The following is a 15,828-nucleotide window of genomic DNA, read 5'->3' as shown; positions in this document are numbered from 1 at the left end:
GATGGGTGTTTTGGGCGGGGGCTTGGGCGCACTGACGGGACTGCTTCAACCCTTGGCGCGCTTGGGTCGTTGGCCGCTGAGCTTTTACATGCTGCATCAGCCGGTGTTGCTGGGTCTGCTGGAAGTTTGGACGCTGCTGCGGCGCGCTTAAGGGGCTGCCAGCGCCCGTCGATCAAAACTTCGTGCGGCGTAAAGCGCGTCTTGTAGTTCATTTTGCGGCAGCCCTCGATCCAGTAGCCCAGATACACGTAGGGCAAGCCCAGACGCCGGGCGCGCTCAATCTGCCACAGCACCGCGTAAGTGCCGTAGCTCGCGCCGACGACATCCGGATCAAAGAAGGTGTAAACCGCCGACAAACCGTCGTCGAGCACATCGACCAAGCTGACAATGCGCAGCTGGCCCAGTTCTTCGTTCGGCCTCAAGTCGGGTTCGCGGAATTCGATGATGCGAGTGTGGACCCGGCTGGGCAGCATCGACTCGGCATACTGTTTGGCGCTGTCTTGATCCATGCCACCGCCCACATGGCGATGCGATTGGTAGCGCTGATAAAGCGCAAAGTGTTCAGCATCGAACCCCACCGGCCGCACGCGCACCACCAAGTCAGCGTGGCGTGCCGCGCTGCGCCGCTGGCTGCGATCTGGCTTGAAATCGTGGGTGCGCACACGCAGCGAGGTGCAAGCTTGGCAAGCATCGCAGCGCGGACGGTAAACATAGGGTCCGCTGCGCCGAAAGCCCTCGCGCATCAAACCGACGTAGAGCTGCTGATAGACCGCATCGCTCACCGGCTGGATCGGGATCGCCACTTCAGAGCGCGCTTGTTGTTCCGGCAAGTAGCTGCACGGGTAGGGCGCGGTGAGATAAGCGTGCAGCAGCTCGGAATTCATGGCACTTTTAGAAGAGAACCCCTTTAGAGCGCTTGCCACATGGCGGGCTCGAACTGCCAGCGCGCCGCAGCCTTCATGGCTTCAGGTGCCGTGACCCGGCGCAGATGGGCTTCAAAGTCAGCACGTGCTACAGGTGCCGCACCCAGCGAGGCCAAGTGGCCGGTTTGCTGTTGGCAGTCGATCCAGTCGATGCCCTTCAAGCGGCAAAACGCCACCAGCGCCGCCAGCGCGATCTTGGAGGCGTCGCTGCGCCGGGCAAACATGGATTCGCCGTAGACCATGCCGCCCAAATGCACGCAGTACAGGCCGCCAACCAGCTCGCCGTCGATCCATGTTTCGACCGAATGCACGTCGCCTGCGTGGTGCCAAGCGCTGTAAGCGGCGACCATCTCGGGCACGATCCACGTGCCGGGTTGACCCTCACGCGGCCTATCGGCGCAAGCTGCGATCACGGCGGGGGTATCGCGGTCAAAAACCACTTCACAGCGCGGATGCAACTGCGTGGCTTCTTGGATAAAACGGGCCAAGGTTTTGCGCAGCGAGCGGTGCAGCTTGAAGTCGCGGGTTTGCAGCACCATGCGTGGCGCCAAGCTCCACCACAGGATCGGCTGCCCGGGCGAGAACCACGGAAAGATACCGCGCTGATAGGCGGCCCGCAGCCGCTCTACGCTCAAGTCGCCGCCGATGGCCAGCAAACCTGCCATGCCGCTGTCCTCACCCAACACCTCGGTGGAGGGCGGGAAGTCGAGCTGCTCAGGATGGAGGTGTGGAACCACCGCAGTGGTGCTCAGCGCAATTGCAGGTCGTCGCTGCCGTACTCGATGCCCAAAGGCTCGATCAGCAAACGCTTCGGACCCGCTTCCAAGCGGCCCGCCACCCAAGCGTCGATGCCTTGGGCTTTGGCGATCTCGACGCAGCGCTCAGCGTCTTCAGCAGCCACGTACAGCGCAAAACCCGCGCCCATGTTGAGCGTGCTGTAGGCCTCGTGATCGTCTTGGCGAGCTTGTTCTTGGATGAACTTCAGCACCGGGGTGACAGGCGGCACGGTGTGGATGCGGTACGTCATTTCAATCGGATGACGCAGCAGCTTGCGCCAGCCGTGGCCGGTGATGTTGGCGCAGTAATGCGGCCGGATCCCCGCAGCAGCCAGCGCTTCAGTCACGGGCGAATAGAGCACGGTGGGTGCAAGCAGCGCCGCGCCATAGCTCAGGCCGGGGTGATTCACCGGGTCGATCTCGGTCAAATAGCCTTGGGGGAGGCGTTCAACCAACTTGCGCGCCAAGCTCAAACCGTTGGCGTGGATACCGCTCGAAGCCAGCAGCACGATGGCGTCGCCTGCGCCAAGGTGGTCACCCAGCGAGAGACGATCCTTCGGGCTGACGATGCCGGTACACGAAGCAGCCAAGTCGATGCGACCAGCTTCCACGATGCCCGCCAGCGCCGGGGTTTCGCCGCCGCCCCAAGCCACCTTGCAGACGTCGCACGCCTTCTTCCAGCCGTCCACCAGCGCGTTGGCGCGCAGCTTGTCTTCAAACCACGCCGAGCCACCAGCCGCCCAATAAGCCTGCACCACCAAGGGCGTGGCCCCGACGGTGATCAGATCGTTGATGGCCATGGCGATGGTGTCTTGCGCGATACCGTCGTACCAAGAGCGGCCCGTGAGCTGTGCCATCTCGTCAGCGACCAAGGTCTTGGTGCCAAGGCATTCGACGATGGAGGCCAAGTAGAACGGGCCCACGTCGAGCACATACGCTGATTCGCCCCGCGAGGCGGTCACTTCAGCAAAGCCACGCCCAGTCATGGACACCGCTGTGGCTGCCGCTGCACGTTGGGCAGCGATCTTGAGCGGGTCGATCAGGTCGTAATTGACCCCGGCTTGCTCATAACTGAGCGTGCTGGTGTCTGCGGCAACAGAGGCGGCAACAGTCGAGGGCAGGGATGAGGGTTGTGATGTCGATTGCATGGTGCGGATTATCCGTGAACCGCTACCCTCAGGGCCGATGTGACGTGGTGAACAGGCTTGGGAAGGCACGTTGTTCACGGGTCAATTGGGTCATCACAAGCTCCAATGCGTAGCGGATCGATTAACGGTAGGAATGGGATGAATCTTAGCGGAAAAGAAGACTTATGTCTTATATAAGACAGAAGATACAAGATCATAAAAATCAAGGACTTGCGCTCTTTATTTTGCAATGCGGAAAGAAAAGAGATCGTCCATCTTCCACGCAAGACTTGCGACGAGGGCCATTTTTTATGCCGCAAAAAGAATTTCACAATACAAAATATTGCATGCGTAATTTCACGCATAAAAACGGGATCAGGCATGAAAAAAGCGGCCGAAGCCGCTTTTGAGGGTGAAATCCACCGCAGGCAATCAGCTGCCCACTTTGTCAGTGGTGAAGGTGTAATCGGTGCGAGCCTTGGTCTTCAACTCATCGCGGAACTTAGCCAGCTTTTGCTGTTGCAAGCGCTGTTGCAATTGGGCTTTGACTTCGTCCAACGGCGGAAATTGCACGTCACGCACATCATCAAGACGAATCACGTGCCAGCCAAACTGAGTCTTGATCGGCTTATCGGTGGATTTGCCCTTTTCAAGTTGGGTGATGGCTTGACCAAATTCAGGCACGTAGTTGCCCGAAGGTGCCCAGTCCAGATCACCGCCATTGGGTGCAGAGCCCGGATCCTTAGACAGTTTCTTGGCTAGTTCAGCAAAATCGGCGCCGCCCTTGAGCTGCGTGATGATGGACTGAGCCTCTTCTTCCTTCTCGACCAAGATGTGACGAGCGCGATATTCCTTGCCGCCTGCTTGAGCCTTGAGCTTGTCGTATTCCGCCTTGACTTCAGCATCGGTCACCGGATGGTCCTTGCTGAATTGGCTAAACATCTCATTGATCAAGATGTTTTGGTTCTGGATTTCCGTTTTGATCTTGTAGTCGTTGGTCGCGTCAAGATGCTGACGCTTGGCTTCTTGCTGGAAAATTTCGCGCAGCACCAGCTCATCCTTGACTTGGCGTTCCAAGTCTGGCGTGCGGGGTTGACCTTGTTTAACGATTTGACCGATCAAGGCTTCAAAACGTGCCTTGGGCACCGTTTTGCCGTTCACCACAGCAATGTTCTGAGCTTGTACGAGAGCGGGTAAGACGGTTGCAAACGCAACGGCAGCCAATGAAAGCTTCTTCATGATAGGGATGCAAACCTTTCAGGAGGGGACTTTAGGAAGGGAAACAACAAAGACGCAAACCCAAGCGCCCGGAGGTGAATCATAGCGACCCCGGACCGCGTCAGGACACAAGATCCAAGCTCAGAGCATGAATGCGGTCACGCATCAGATCACCCAAGGCGGCATAGACCACCCGATGGCGGGCGACCAAAGACAGGTCGGTAAAGCACGGACTTTGGAGTCGAATGTGGAAATGCCCCCCACCGCCGGCAGCACCCGCATGACCGGCATGCAAAGCACTGTCATCACGAATGGTCAGCGCCAAGACCGGATCTAAGCGTGCGCGCAAACGCCGCTCGATTTCCACCAAAATGGGCGTTTCAAAGGGATCTGTACTCACGCTGTGGGCTCTTTCATGTGACGCGACAGGTAAACGCCCTGCCCCAAGGTGAACAAAATCAGCAAGCCCGTACCGCCGAAGAGCTTGAAATTGACCCATGTATGGGTTTCAAAGTTGAACGCCACCCAGAGGTTGAGAGCGCCCATCCCGCCAAAAAACAGCACCCAGGCGGCGTTAAGACGTCGCCAAACAGGGTCCGGCAATTCAATCTTGTCGCCCAGAAGCACGCGAAGCAAATTCTTACCACTCAGCATGGGCGCCAACAGCAAGGCCGAAGCCATGGCCCAGTAAAGCAAGGTCGGCTTCCACTTGATGAACATCTCGTTGTGAAACCAGATCGTGGCCCCACCAAGAACCGTCACCAGCACCAAGCTGATCCAAAGCATGGCATCGATTTTGCGGCCGCGCAGTTTCAGCACCACAACCTGTACCAAGGTCGCGACCACCACCACCACCGTAGCCAGCAACACGGGGGCTTCTTTGGCACCCACCATGCCGTCTTGGACCATGAAGCCAAAAGCATCGGTGGCCCAATTCGCAGCTTGGTCGGCATGGCGTTCGGCGTAATTAAACGTCAGAAAAAACAGAAGAATGGGCAGGAAATCAAGCAACAGTTTCATGAAGAATAAGCATTGAAGAAAGGCTTAAGACGGATCAGGATTGAAATCAAGGGCGGCTGAATTGATGCAGTAACGCTCACCGGTCGGCAAGGGGCCATCGTCAAACACGTGGCCCAGATGCGCTAAACACTGATGACATCGAACTTCCACGCGAACCATGCCGTGCGAGGTATCGGTGCGGCGTTCAACGCAAAAAGCATCCACAGGCTCCCAGTAACTCGGCCAACCACAGCCCGCATCAAACTTGGCGCTTGAGTCAAACAAAGTGACGCCACAACACACGCAACGATATTTCCCGGGCTCCACATGATTCCAGTAGCGCCCCGAAAACGGCGGCTCAGTCGCAGCCTCTTGGGTCACGGCGTACTGGATGGGGTCAAGGCGGCGTTTCAGATCATCGCTAGACATCTTGGGATCTCCTCCAATGTCATCAAGACGAGCACGATAACGCGATTTCGGCCGCCCAAAGCGGCGGTAAGGCGGCGTAGGCCTCATGCTCAGGCTGCTCGTCGAAGGGCCGTGCAAGCATATGCAAGAACTTGCGCACCGGCTCAAAGTCGGCCAATTGGGCCGCAGCAATCACTTGCTCAAGCTGATGGGTGCGAGGGATGTATTTCGGATTGACGCTCAGCATCCGCATACGCCTTGTCGACGCAGCCTCTGGCTCAGCTCGGACACGGTCAACGTAACGCTCGGCCCAAGCACTAAATCGCACTTTTTGAGCATGCATCAGTGCGTCCAACCCACCAGCTTCGATGTCAGCCAATTTGCGCCACGCCAAGGTGTGATCTAAGCGACCGTCGGACAGGAGGTCGAGCCATGCTTGAACCAGCATCTCGTCCTCGTCATGGGAGCCCACAAGGCCCAGCTTGGCGCGCATACGGGCCATCCACGCCTGTTCGAACAGGGGGGGATAAAGGGCCAAAGCGGCCTCCAAGTCGTCTGAATCACGTTCTTGCAGCATGGCCAAAGCTTGGGCTAAACGCTGCAAGTTCCACCATGCTACGGAGGGTTGACGGGCAAAAGCATAGCGACCCCAACTGTCGGAGTGGTTGCAAATGTGCGTGGGCTCGAAGGCATCGAGAAATTTGAAGGGGCCGTAGTCCAAGCTCAGCCCAAGGATCGACATGTTGTCGGTATTCATCACACCGTGACAGAAACCCACAGCTTGCCAGTCAGCGATCAGGGCTGCCGTACGTGCCACCACTGCACGCAGCAAGCGCACCGCAGGTGCATCCGTCTCGGGTAAAAGTTCGTTGGGTGGGAACAAAGCCAGCGCATCCAGCACCAACTGTTGCAGCGCAGCGTGGTTGCCCGAGGCCGCAAAGTGTTCAAAGTGGCCAAAGCGCAGGAAGCTCGGAGCGACCCGACATACCACGGCCGCAGTTTCGAGCGTTTCCCTTTGGACTTGCAGGGGTGAGGCAACCAATGACAAAGCACGGGTGGTCGGAATACCCAACCCTGCCATGGCTTCAGAGCACAAAAATTCGCGGATAGAGGAGCGCAACACAGCGCGACCATCACCTCGACGCGAAAATGGCGTGGGCCCGCTGCCTTTGAGTTGCAACTCCAGCCCATCCCAACCATGCGATAAACCTGTTTTGACCGTGCCCAGCGACAGCGCACGACCATCCCCGAGTTGTCCCGCCCAGACACCAAATTGATGCCCGCTGTACACGGTGGCGACTGAAAGCATGCCGGGCCATAGGGCTGAGCCACTGAACACCGCCAACGCCGAAGGATGCTGCCACCAATCGATGGGCCAACCGAGTTGTTCAGCCACAGCATCGCTGGTAGCCACCCATGTCGGCTGAGGGAGGCCTTGAGCTGCGCAGGGTACGGCCAAGATGTCACCCAAGGCCGGATGACGTTCCAGCCAGTGCAAATGAGCGGGATCGAATCGCGTCATCCGGGGCTTTTCAACGCATCGGCAAAATGCGGGTCGGATCGATCGGCTTGCCACGCTTGCGCACTTCAAAGTGCAACTGGATGCGATCGGTATCGCTGGCACCCATTTCGGCAATTTTCTGACCGCGTTTGACAGGTTGATCCTCTTTGACCAGCAACGTCTGGTTATGGGCGTAAGCCGTCAAATACACCTCGTTGTGCTTGACGATGATGAGATTGCCGTACCCCCTCAAGCCAGAGCCGGCGTACACCACACGGCCATCGGCAGCAGCAAAAACGGGGTCACCCGCTTTGCCGGCAATCGCCACACCTTTGTTGCGATTTTCGTCAAAGCTGGACACCAGAGGACCCGTGGCGGGCCACAGCCAGATCAAATCAGTTTCGCCAGAGTCACGACTGGATGTGGGGACGGTGGTCGCAGCAGCGACAGGGACCACCACGGGTTCCGTGACCGGGGCGGTGATGGGCGGTAAGGGGGTTGTGGCGATGACGCTAGGCACGCTCTGTGTTTGAGGTGCCGAAGTTGGCATGGTGTTGCGCAAAGCGCTTGACGGCACTCGACTCGTCACAGCGGGGGTTTCCGGCATGGACGGCGTCAACCGCAAAACTTGGCCGACCTCGATCAGGTTGGGCCGTTCAAGATTGTTCCAGCGTTGCAGATCACGCCAGTTTTGCCCCGTCTCCAAGCCAATCCGGATCAAGGTGTCGCCGGGCTTGACGGTGTAGTAGCCCGGTCGATTGTTATCAGCCACGCTGCGCGAAGCCTCAACGGGCGGCGGTGCCTGAAAAGCCGGCGGCTGGCGCACGACCAATGGCGGCCTAGCCACTGAGCTGGTTTTTTGAAGATTAGTGGCACAACCCATCATGGTGATCAACATCAAACCAGACAGCCATGCTCGAGCCATCAACACAAGAAAGCGTGGAGTCTTCATGCAACCTCTGGTATTTGTTTTATTTCCCCTGACAGCAACTCAGCTTAGACCCGAGTCACAGATGCCTGATTCTAAGGGGACGAAGTGCACGTCTTCCAAGCCGCATTCCTGAAGGGTGTGATCCGCAAGGCGATCGACCATCCACAAAATCTGCCGATCTTGATTTGGGATATAGACCGGGGCCACCAATCGCCCCCCAGGTGCCAACTGCTCAATCCAAGCAAGAGGCACACCACCATGACAAGCGGCTGCGGCAACGATGCCGTCATAGGGCGCATTCGGGGGATGTCCCCAGCAACCATCAGCGTAGATAAGCCGCAAATTTGCTGCGCGAATCGGTGCCATGGCGTCTCTGGCCCGGTCAAAAAGCAGTTTTAGGCGTTCGACGGAGTACACCTCGCGAGACAGTTCGGCCAAGAGTGTTGCTTGATAGCCACATCCCGTTCCAATTTCCAGCACTTTTCCCAAGGGTCGAGCACTTGGCACCCCCCAAGCGTTCATCCCCGGTCGTTGGCACAGAAGGCTGAGCATGCGAGCAATGATGGACGGCTTGGAGATGGTTTGGCCCAGCCCAATGGGCAAACTCGTATCCACATACGCCTGTGATGCCAAGGCCGTATCGATGAATCGATGGCGCTCAACACGAGCCATCACCGCCAAGATGCGTTCATCGAAACTCTTGATGGCGCGCAGTTGATCGACCATGCGCATGCGCATGGATGCTTCGAGACTGTCTTCAGGGTGGTGCCATCGTGGGGATGGCGTGGCGATGGGTTCGCCGAGCGGCGGGCTGGGGGTATGGCGTCCTGTGGCCTGTTCCAAACTCAAAGGAAAACCGACTCGCCGCAACGGCCGCCCCGGAGGGCCGTCATTGACCATGCTGGCCCGTGCCCAGCATGTCAGCCCATCCAGCAAGGCGAGCGTGATCGGTCAAATCGACTTGCAGCGGAGTGATCGAAATGCGGCCTTGGGCCAAGGCGTAAAAGTCGGTGCCCTCCCCAGCCTCACGAGCGTCACCAGCAGGACCGATCCAGTAAATCGGTTCGCCGCGTGGATTGGTCTGACGAATCACCGGCTCACTCATGTGGCGCCGACCCAATCGGGTGACCTGTCGCGGCAGAGAAGCTGCATCGGCCCGGCCCGGAATATTGACGTTCAACAGCCATGGTTGGGTGACTGAACGTGGCTTGGTCAGTACATCGGCCAAAACCAGTCGGGCGGCATCGGCCACCGCGTCGAGATGAGGCCACCCACGTCCCACCAGCGAGAAAGCGATCGAGGGTATGCCAAACAGCAACCCTTCCATGGCTGCCGCGACTGTGCCGGAGTAAATCGTGTCATCGCCCATGTTGGCGCCGTTGTTGATACCGGACACCACCAAATCGGGCCGCTCAGACATCAGCCCGGTCAACGCTACGTGGACGCAGTCGGAAGGGGTGCCATTGATGTAGTGAAAACCGTTGGGCGCCGTCAAGACCGAGAGGGGGCGACTAAGCGTCAAGGCGTTGGAGGTGCCACTGGCGTTTTGCTCCGGAGCCACCACCTCCACGGTTCCAAATTCGCGACACACCTGCACCAAAGCTTCGAGCCCCGGTGCCAAGTACCCATCATCATTGGCGACCAAAATTTTCATGCAAGCAATTTTAGGGCTCTTATGAAAATTAGGGCGAATTTACCGCTAGAATCTCATTCTCTTGTCGGGGTGTAGCGCAGCCTGGTAGCGCAACTGGTTTGGGACCAGTAGGTCGGACGTTCGAATCGTCTCACCCCGACCATCAGATCAAGCAAAGGCCCTTTCGGGCCTTTTTGCTTTTTAGACCAACGCGACGCCGGTCTTGGTCGCAAGCTCTTCGCGACTTACGCCAGGGGCCATCTCCACCAGCTTCAAGCCTTCGGGCGTCACATCCATCACGGCCAGATCCGTGATGATGCGATTGACCACGCCCACGCCGGTCAGCGGCAAGGTGCAGTTCGGCAGAATTTTCAGATCGGTCGAGCCGTCTTTCTTGGTGGCGATGTGCTCCATCAACACCACGACGCGGCCCACGCCAGCGACCAAATCCATCGCACCGCCCATGCCCTTGACCATCTTGCCGGGAATCATCCAGTTGGCCAGATCACCTTGGCTGCTGACCTGCATCGCCCCAAGGATGGCTAGATTGATCTTGCCGCCCCGAATCATGCCGAAGCTGTCAGCACTGCTGAAAAAGGCCGAGCCCGGCAGCGTGGTGACGGTTTGCTTGCCAGCGTTGATCAAATCGGCGTCCACCGCCGACTCGGTCGGGAATGGGCCAATACCGAGCAGGCCGTTTTCGCTTTGCAGCCAGACTTCCATGCCAGCAGGTACGTGGTTCGCCACCAAGGTCGGCAAGCCGATACCGAGGTTGACGTAGAAGCCGTCTTGCAGCTCTTGGGCTGCGCGGGCAGCCATTTCATCGCGGGTCCATGCCATGTTGTGACTCCTCGGCTCAGATGGTTTTGCGGATGGTGCGCTGTTCGATGCGCTTTTCCGGGGTGGTGTTGAGCACGATGCGGTGCACAAAAATGCCGGGCAGATGGATCTGATCCGGATCGAGTTCGCCGATCTCAACGATCTTTTCGACTTCGACCACCGTCAGCTTGCCGGCTTGGGCCACGTTCGGGTTGAAGTTGCGCGCCGTCTTGTTGAAGATCAGGTTGCCCGACTTGTCGGCGATGTGTGCCTTGACCAGCGACACTTCCGGCGTCAGAGCGCGCTCCATGACGTACTTGTGGCCGTCGAACTCACGGATTTCCTTGCCATCAGCCACGATGGTGCCCACGCCGGTCTTGGTAAAGAAAGCCGGGATGCCCGCGCCGCCTGCGCGCAGTTTTTCAGCCAGCGTGCCTTGGGGGGTGAATTCCAACTCCAACTCGCCGCTCAGATACTGGCGCTCGAACTCTTTGTTCTCGCCCACGTAGCTGGAGATCATCTTTTTGATCTGGCGAGTGGTGAGCAACTTGCCCAAACCAAAGCCATCGACCCCGGCGTTGTTCGAAATCACCGTCAAATCTTTGACCCCGGTGGCTTGCAGCGCGTCGATCAACGCTTCAGGAATCCCACACAGGCCAAAACCGCCGACCGCCAGCAACTGGCCGTCTCTGACGATACCGTCGAGTGCCGCTGCGGCGCTCGGATAAATCTTGTTCATGGCATTACGCTCCGAATGACAACCGCCCGAAGACATGGGCGGACCAGACGAAGCGTACTACGTAATCACATACGTATTGCGTACGTAGAATTGACTACGCCACTCCCATCGCCAATGCGGGCAAGGCGGCAAAATCCTCAGCCGGCATCGGCCGACCGAAGTAATAACCTTGGGCATAACCACAGCGCAGGCTGCGTAGAAGTTCGCGCTGCTCGATGGTTTCCACCCCTTCGGCCACCACCCGCAGGTTCAAGCTTGATGCCATCGCCAAAATGGCTTCGACGAGGGTCGCTGCACTGTGGTCTTGGACGCAATAGCGGATAAACGACTGATCGATCTTGATCGTTTCGACCGGAAAGCGGCGGATGTAGCTCAGGCTCGAATAGCCGGTGCCGAAGTCGTCCACCGTGAAATGCACCCCCAAGTGACGCAGATCCTGCATGGTGGTGCCAACGCTGATGTCGTCTTGCACCAGCAAGCTTTCGGTGATTTCCAGCTCCAACATCTGTGCCGGCAGTCCGGTCTCGCGCAAAATCTCTTGCACCAAGCGGCTGAGATCTTGATGGCGGAACTGATAGGCCGAGAGGTTGACTGCCAAGGAAACCGGTGTTGCGCTGAGACGCTGCCAGCGAGCCGCCTCGGTGCACGCTTGACGCAGCACCCATTCACCGATGGGGGTGATCAGCCCAGTTTCTTCGGCCACGGGGATGAATTCGCTGGGCGGACACATCGAACCATCCTCCCGCACCCACCGAATCAAGGCCTCCGCACCGACGATGCGGTGGGTGCGCAAATCAACTTGCGGTTGGAAATAAACCCTGAACTCGTTTTGATCCAAGGCCCGGCGCAACTGGGCCTCAAGGCGCGTACGCATCTGCACGGCTTGATCCATGTCGGCGGTGAAGAAGCGGGCGCTATTTTTGCCACTGTCCTTGGCCTGATACATCGCCGTATCGGCTTTACGGATCAAACCTGCCGCGCTGTCGCTATCCGCCGGATAACACGCCACACCGATGCTGACGCTGAGGAAGAACTGATCGTTCAGGATGTCAAACGGGGTTTTGAACGAGGCCAAAACGTTCTGCGCCAGTCGTGCCGTGGCCTCGTGGCCCCGGCCGGCACACAAAATGGCAAATTCGTCACCGCCCAAGCGAGCCAGCAGATCATCATCACCCAGGGTGTACCTCAAGCGCTCCGCCACCTTGTTGAGCAGTTGATCGCCTTGTTCGTGGCCTCGGGCATCGTTGATACGTTTGAAGTTATCCAGATCCAGCATCAGCACGCTGAGTGCGGTGCCATTGCGTTGTGCAACTCCCAAAGCTTGGTCAAGCCGCTCCATCAGCAAGGCTCGATTCGGCAAACCCGTGAGAGCATCGAAATGCGCGATCAGGTCTAGCCGATGACGCGCTAGTTGCACTTCTTCAAGGCGACGAGCGTTGTCCAGCACCAACGAGAGCGAATTGGCAAAACTGCGGGTCAGCAACTCATCTTCAGCTGAGAACGGTTCGCCATCGGGTTTGTCACTGAGATAGATCCGACCATAAACCCGGCCCATGTGGGATACCGGCACAGCCAGCAGTGAGGTCATGGGTGGGTGGTTTGCGGGAAATCCGGCACTGCGTGCATCGGCGTGGATGTTTTCCAACCGCAGGGCGACATCCTGCTGGATCACCACACCCAGCAAACCCCGGCCCTTGGGGAATTCATGAATCTGGGCCGCTTCTTCCGCACTTAGGCCGGTGTAGACAAATTGGGACAAGTTGCCTTCGCTATCCAAGATGCCGATCGCCCCATAACGGGCTTGGATCACCTTGACCAAGGCTTCAATGCCTCCTTGCAGCAGATCGCGCTCAATCGTGGTGTGAGACAGCAGTCTCAACAAGGTGCGCGCGGCATCATGCAGATTCTGCAGGCGTACCGCCCAAGTCTCTTTGTGTTGGCGATCCAGTTCGATTTGCTCATTGAGCTTGCGGGTTTCTTCCAGCAGCCATTGCTGGCGAGCCAGCAAGGCCGCGAGCCAACTGGCGCGTGTCACCACACCTAGGAGGGTTCCATGAGCATCCATCACGGGAACGGTACGCCATTCACGCGCTTCCATCGACTGGCCAAGCAACGCCAAGGGCATGTCAGCTGGAACCCGACCAGAGGGCGGGTTTAAACGCAGCAAATCCGCAAAAATCCGCTGCGGATAGGCCGCGATATCTTGCTCTGTGACCAAGCCTAAGAATTCAGCCTCCGGAGTCCCTTCCTCGGCAAACACCGCGTAGACCCCATAGGGGGCCAAGTGCCCCGGTTTGTAGCGCTGATCAGCAGTGACACGCACCATCGAGATATTGCAGAGCGCATCCGCAGCCACCAAGTCCCGCGCTAGGTCTTGAGTCCCGACCACTGTTATTCCCCCGACTCTTCGATGAACATCTCGACGCTGATCTCCAGCTGCATGATTTCTTCTGCCCCCATGGCTGGTTTGATGTTTCGCAGCACGAACGCTAGCAAACGATCCCTAGGAATGCGGCGCAACAAGGCTTGACGGACCAACACATCTTGGATGATGTCGTCTTCGATTTCGAGGTGTTCAAAGGGAAACGCAGTCAGCAGGTCCAAAGCCTTGCGCAGCGCCACACAGCCAATCGGCGCATCGCGACCGATCACCAAGCCGTCACGGATGAGCGGCAAGACGAATTCATGGGCCTTAGCCTTGATGATTTGCTGTTTTTTGGGGGCATTCATGGGCAGCTGACCCCCCTCTTTTGGGGGGATAGGGACAAGGTCCGAAACTTACTTCATTTTTCACGACCCATGGCAACTAAATCGCCGTTATTGATGGACTATCGAACTGCTTTTGATCTGGCTCCTATCGGTTTGGTGCTGTCACGCCAACGCACCATGGTCGATTGCAATGAACGCATGCTGGCCATGTTTGGGGCCGAGCGGGCACAGCTCATCGGCCAATCTTTTGGTCTGCTCTATCCGACCGACGAGGAGTTCGAGCGCACGGGCCAGCGCATCGTCGCAAGCCTAGATGACAGCGGGCATTACGCCGATGAACGCATCATGAAACGTGTCGGCGGTGGCTTGGGCGGTGCGGTGGCGGGTGAGCTTTTCTGGTGCCACGTCTCAGGTCGAGCCCTGGACCCTGCTCAGCCCCATGCTGCGGGCATTTGGGCCTTTGAAGACCTTTCCAATCGCCGCAGCGTGGGGGTGGCGTTGACCGCACGGGAGCGCGAAATCGCCGCCCTGCTTATCGAAGGCCTGACCAGCAAGCTCATCGGTCGCAAGCTCGGCATCAGCCCACGCACTGTCGATGTGTTCCGCGCCCGTCTGATCCGTAAAACCGGAGCCAGCTCGACCCCGGACTTGGTTCACAAGCTGCTGGCCGGTTCAGGCTCCGAGCCGGGTTGAGTCGTTGGCGTGGTTTGAGCTTGCAGATCTTGGTCGATCAAGTACAGGCGGGTGTCGAATTCAAGCTGGTGATAGTCGGGCAGCATGTGCTGACACAGGGCGTAAAAAGCCGAGTCATGTTCGCGCTCTTTCAGGTGCGCCAACTCATGCACCACGATCATCGCCAGCATGGGCTCCGGAGCCAGCCTGAACAAGCGGGCGATGCGGATCTCGCGCTTGGCCTTGAGTTGCCCGCCTTGCACCCGTGAAATACGGGTGTGGGTGCCCAAAGCTTGCTGCGTCAGACGCAAGGTGCCGTCAAACACCACTTTGCTCAGCGGCGGTGCGCTGCGCATGTAGCGCGCCTTGAGGGCCTGAACATGGTCATAAAGCGCCCGGTCGGTGCGGATGTCATGCGTTTGCGGATAACGCTGGCGCAGCCGCTCACCGAGCTTGCCTTGGTCGATGAGTTGGCGCACTTGATCGATCAAGGGCTGGGGGTAGCCATTTAACACGCTCAAAACAGATTTTTCCATGGCGCGGCATGATGCCAGCCCATGAACCGCCCGACGACCCCTGACACTGCTACTGCTCCCACAGCCCCACCCCTTTGGCGTGGTTACCTTGCCGCTGGCGGCGTGGTGCTGATTTGGACCGGCTTCATCCTGATGTCGCGCTTTGGCGGCAAGACCGCCCTCACCCCTTGGGACATCCTCGCCCTGCGCTTGGGCACGGCCAGCTTGATCTTGTTGCCGCTGTCGCTCAACTTGCCGCGCACGCTTTACGTTGACCTCTTGCGTGACGGCCGACTTTGGCTGCTGGCGCTGCTGGGGGTGTTGCTCTACGGCGTGCTGGTCTACGCCGGCTTCAAAACCGCTCCAGCCGCCCACGTGGGCATCTTGCTGTCGGGGCTACAGCCCTTTTTGATCGCCTTGGTGACATGGGGTTTGCTGCGCACGCCGCCATCCCGACAAACCCGCTTTGGCCTGATCGGTATCGGTCTGGGCTTGCTGTGCGTGGCGTGGCCGCTGGTGTGGAGCTCCGACTTGCTGATCGGTGACGGTTTGGTCTTGGCCGCGTCCATCACGTGGGCGTTTTACAGCGTGCTCAGCAAGCGCTGGAGCTTCGAGCCGTGGCTGCTGACGCGCTTTGTGGCGCTGGCCTCGGCGCTGGTGTTTTTGCCGATCTACGCCCTCTTTCTGCCCAAAGCGCTGGACAGCGTGCCACCTTCGATGCTGCTGATGCAAGGCCTGTACCAAGGCATCGGCCCGACCATTTTGGCCATGCTGCTGTTTCTCAAAGCCGTCCATGTCCTGGGGCCACAACGCACCGGCGCCATGATCGCGCTCGTGCCCGTGCTGGCTGGCGTCAGC

The 15,828-nt window shown here is 58.5% G+C and carries 17 protein-coding genes, 1 tRNA gene and 1 pseudogene; 3 read left to right on the top strand and 16 right to left on the bottom strand.

Annotated elements, in window-relative coordinates:
- Nucleotides 1–146 precede the first annotated feature (146 nt).
- From LEPOCDRAFT_RS01680 to surE, 11 genes and pseudogenes are all read right to left on the bottom strand, one after another.
- Nucleotides 147–884 (bottom strand): annotated as a pseudogene (locus tag LEPOCDRAFT_RS01680) (arginyltransferase); the annotation flags it as partial.
- 23 nt (nucleotides 885–907) lie between these two features.
- The gene (aat, locus tag LEPOCDRAFT_RS01675; protein WP_052306359.1) at nucleotides 908–1,660 is read right to left on the bottom strand and encodes a leucyl/phenylalanyl-tRNA--protein transferase; all 753 of its coding nucleotides are present in this window, start codon (nucleotides 1,658–1,660) and stop codon (nucleotides 908–910) included.
- 11 nt (nucleotides 1,661–1,671) lie between these two features.
- Nucleotides 1,672–2,847 carry an AIR synthase-related protein gene (locus LEPOCDRAFT_RS01670; RefSeq protein WP_009453470.1) on the bottom strand — a complete coding sequence of 392 codons (1,176 nt, stop codon included), beginning with the start codon at nucleotides 2,845–2,847 and terminating at the stop codon, nucleotides 1,672–1,674.
- A 411-nt stretch (nucleotides 2,848–3,258) separates the two neighbouring features.
- Nucleotides 3,259–4,065, bottom strand: coding sequence for a peptidylprolyl isomerase (locus tag LEPOCDRAFT_RS01665; RefSeq protein WP_009453469.1), 807 nt, complete (start codon nucleotides 4,063–4,065; stop codon nucleotides 3,259–3,261).
- A gap of 100 nt (nucleotides 4,066–4,165) precedes the next feature.
- Nucleotides 4,166–4,444, bottom strand: a complete 279-nt coding sequence (locus LEPOCDRAFT_RS01660) for a BolA family protein (protein ID WP_009453468.1) — start codon at nucleotides 4,442–4,444, stop codon at nucleotides 4,166–4,168.
- Complete coding sequence (locus tag LEPOCDRAFT_RS01655) at nucleotides 4,441–5,064, bottom strand: septation protein A (protein WP_009453467.1); 624 nt, start codon at nucleotides 5,062–5,064, stop codon at nucleotides 4,441–4,443. The genes LEPOCDRAFT_RS01660 and LEPOCDRAFT_RS01655 overlap by 4 nt, the downstream gene beginning before the upstream one ends.
- Before the next feature lie 24 nt (nucleotides 5,065–5,088).
- Entirely contained in the window at nucleotides 5,089–5,472 is a 384-nt protein-coding gene (msrB, locus tag LEPOCDRAFT_RS01650) for a peptide-methionine (R)-S-oxide reductase MsrB (protein WP_009453466.1), read from the bottom strand.
- 22 nt (nucleotides 5,473–5,494) lie between these two features.
- Nucleotides 5,495–6,973 carry a protein adenylyltransferase SelO gene (locus LEPOCDRAFT_RS01645; RefSeq protein ID WP_009453465.1) on the bottom strand — a complete coding sequence of 493 codons (1,479 nt, stop codon included), beginning with the start codon at nucleotides 6,971–6,973 and terminating at the stop codon, nucleotides 5,495–5,497.
- A gap of 10 nt (nucleotides 6,974–6,983) precedes the next feature.
- Complete coding sequence (locus LEPOCDRAFT_RS01640; RefSeq protein ID WP_009453464.1) at nucleotides 6,984–7,904, bottom strand: peptidoglycan DD-metalloendopeptidase family protein; 921 nt, start codon at nucleotides 7,902–7,904, stop codon at nucleotides 6,984–6,986.
- A 39-nt stretch (nucleotides 7,905–7,943) separates the two neighbouring features.
- A complete protein-coding gene (locus tag LEPOCDRAFT_RS01635; RefSeq protein WP_245526374.1) occupies nucleotides 7,944–8,732 on the bottom strand; it encodes a protein-L-isoaspartate O-methyltransferase family protein in 789 nt (262 codons plus the stop codon).
- 40 nt (nucleotides 8,733–8,772) lie between these two features.
- Complete coding sequence (gene surE, locus LEPOCDRAFT_RS01630) at nucleotides 8,773–9,537, bottom strand: 5'/3'-nucleotidase SurE (RefSeq protein ID WP_009453462.1); 765 nt, start codon at nucleotides 9,535–9,537, stop codon at nucleotides 8,773–8,775.
- A 65-nt stretch (nucleotides 9,538–9,602) separates the two neighbouring features.
- Between surE and LEPOCDRAFT_RS01625 the strand changes: the two genes are divergently transcribed.
- Nucleotides 9,603–9,679 (top strand) — tRNA-Pro (locus LEPOCDRAFT_RS01625).
- 38 nt (nucleotides 9,680–9,717) lie between these two features.
- Here the strand turns inward: LEPOCDRAFT_RS01625 and LEPOCDRAFT_RS01620 are convergent.
- The 4 genes from LEPOCDRAFT_RS01620 to LEPOCDRAFT_RS01605 all read right to left on the bottom strand — a co-directional run bounded on the left by LEPOCDRAFT_RS01620 (nucleotide 9,718) and on the right by LEPOCDRAFT_RS01605 (nucleotide 13,804).
- The gene (locus tag LEPOCDRAFT_RS01620; protein WP_009453461.1) at nucleotides 9,718–10,356 is read right to left on the bottom strand and encodes a CoA transferase subunit B; all 639 of its coding nucleotides are present in this window, start codon (nucleotides 10,354–10,356) and stop codon (nucleotides 9,718–9,720) included.
- Nucleotides 10,357–10,372: 16 nt separating this feature from the next.
- Nucleotides 10,373–11,074 carry a CoA transferase subunit A gene (locus LEPOCDRAFT_RS01615; protein WP_009453460.1) on the bottom strand — a complete coding sequence of 234 codons (702 nt, stop codon included), beginning with the start codon at nucleotides 11,072–11,074 and terminating at the stop codon, nucleotides 10,373–10,375.
- A 94-nt stretch (nucleotides 11,075–11,168) separates the two neighbouring features.
- Nucleotides 11,169–13,463, bottom strand: coding sequence for a putative bifunctional diguanylate cyclase/phosphodiesterase (locus LEPOCDRAFT_RS01610; RefSeq protein WP_009453459.1), 2,295 nt, complete (start codon nucleotides 13,461–13,463; stop codon nucleotides 11,169–11,171).
- Between the two features lie 2 nt (nucleotides 13,464–13,465).
- Nucleotides 13,466–13,804, bottom strand: a complete 339-nt coding sequence (locus LEPOCDRAFT_RS01605; protein ID WP_009453457.1) for a hypothetical protein — start codon at nucleotides 13,802–13,804, stop codon at nucleotides 13,466–13,468.
- Nucleotides 13,805–13,873: 69 nt separating this feature from the next.
- Here LEPOCDRAFT_RS01605 and LEPOCDRAFT_RS01600 point away from each other — a divergent pair, with 69 nt between their 5' ends.
- Nucleotides 13,874–14,476 carry a LuxR C-terminal-related transcriptional regulator gene (locus tag LEPOCDRAFT_RS01600; protein ID WP_172632728.1) on the top strand — a complete coding sequence of 201 codons (603 nt, stop codon included), beginning with the start codon at nucleotides 13,874–13,876 and terminating at the stop codon, nucleotides 14,474–14,476.
- Here LEPOCDRAFT_RS01600 and LEPOCDRAFT_RS01595 read toward each other — a convergent pair.
- Nucleotides 14,437–14,991 carry a M48 metallopeptidase family protein gene (locus LEPOCDRAFT_RS01595; RefSeq protein ID WP_009453455.1) on the bottom strand — a complete coding sequence of 185 codons (555 nt, stop codon included), beginning with the start codon at nucleotides 14,989–14,991 and terminating at the stop codon, nucleotides 14,437–14,439. The genes LEPOCDRAFT_RS01600 and LEPOCDRAFT_RS01595 overlap by 40 nt on opposite strands.
- A gap of 21 nt (nucleotides 14,992–15,012) precedes the next feature.
- On the opposite strand from LEPOCDRAFT_RS01595, the gene LEPOCDRAFT_RS01590 reads away from it, so the two are divergent.
- A partial coding sequence (locus tag LEPOCDRAFT_RS01590; protein WP_009453454.1) for a DMT family transporter occupies nucleotides 15,013–15,828 on the top strand: 816 nt, incomplete at its 3' end.

It is taken from the genome of Leptothrix ochracea L12, assembly GCF_000262525.1.
The sequence above is the reverse complement of the archived record's forward strand: the minus strand, read 5'-3'. Positions and strand labels throughout refer to the sequence as shown.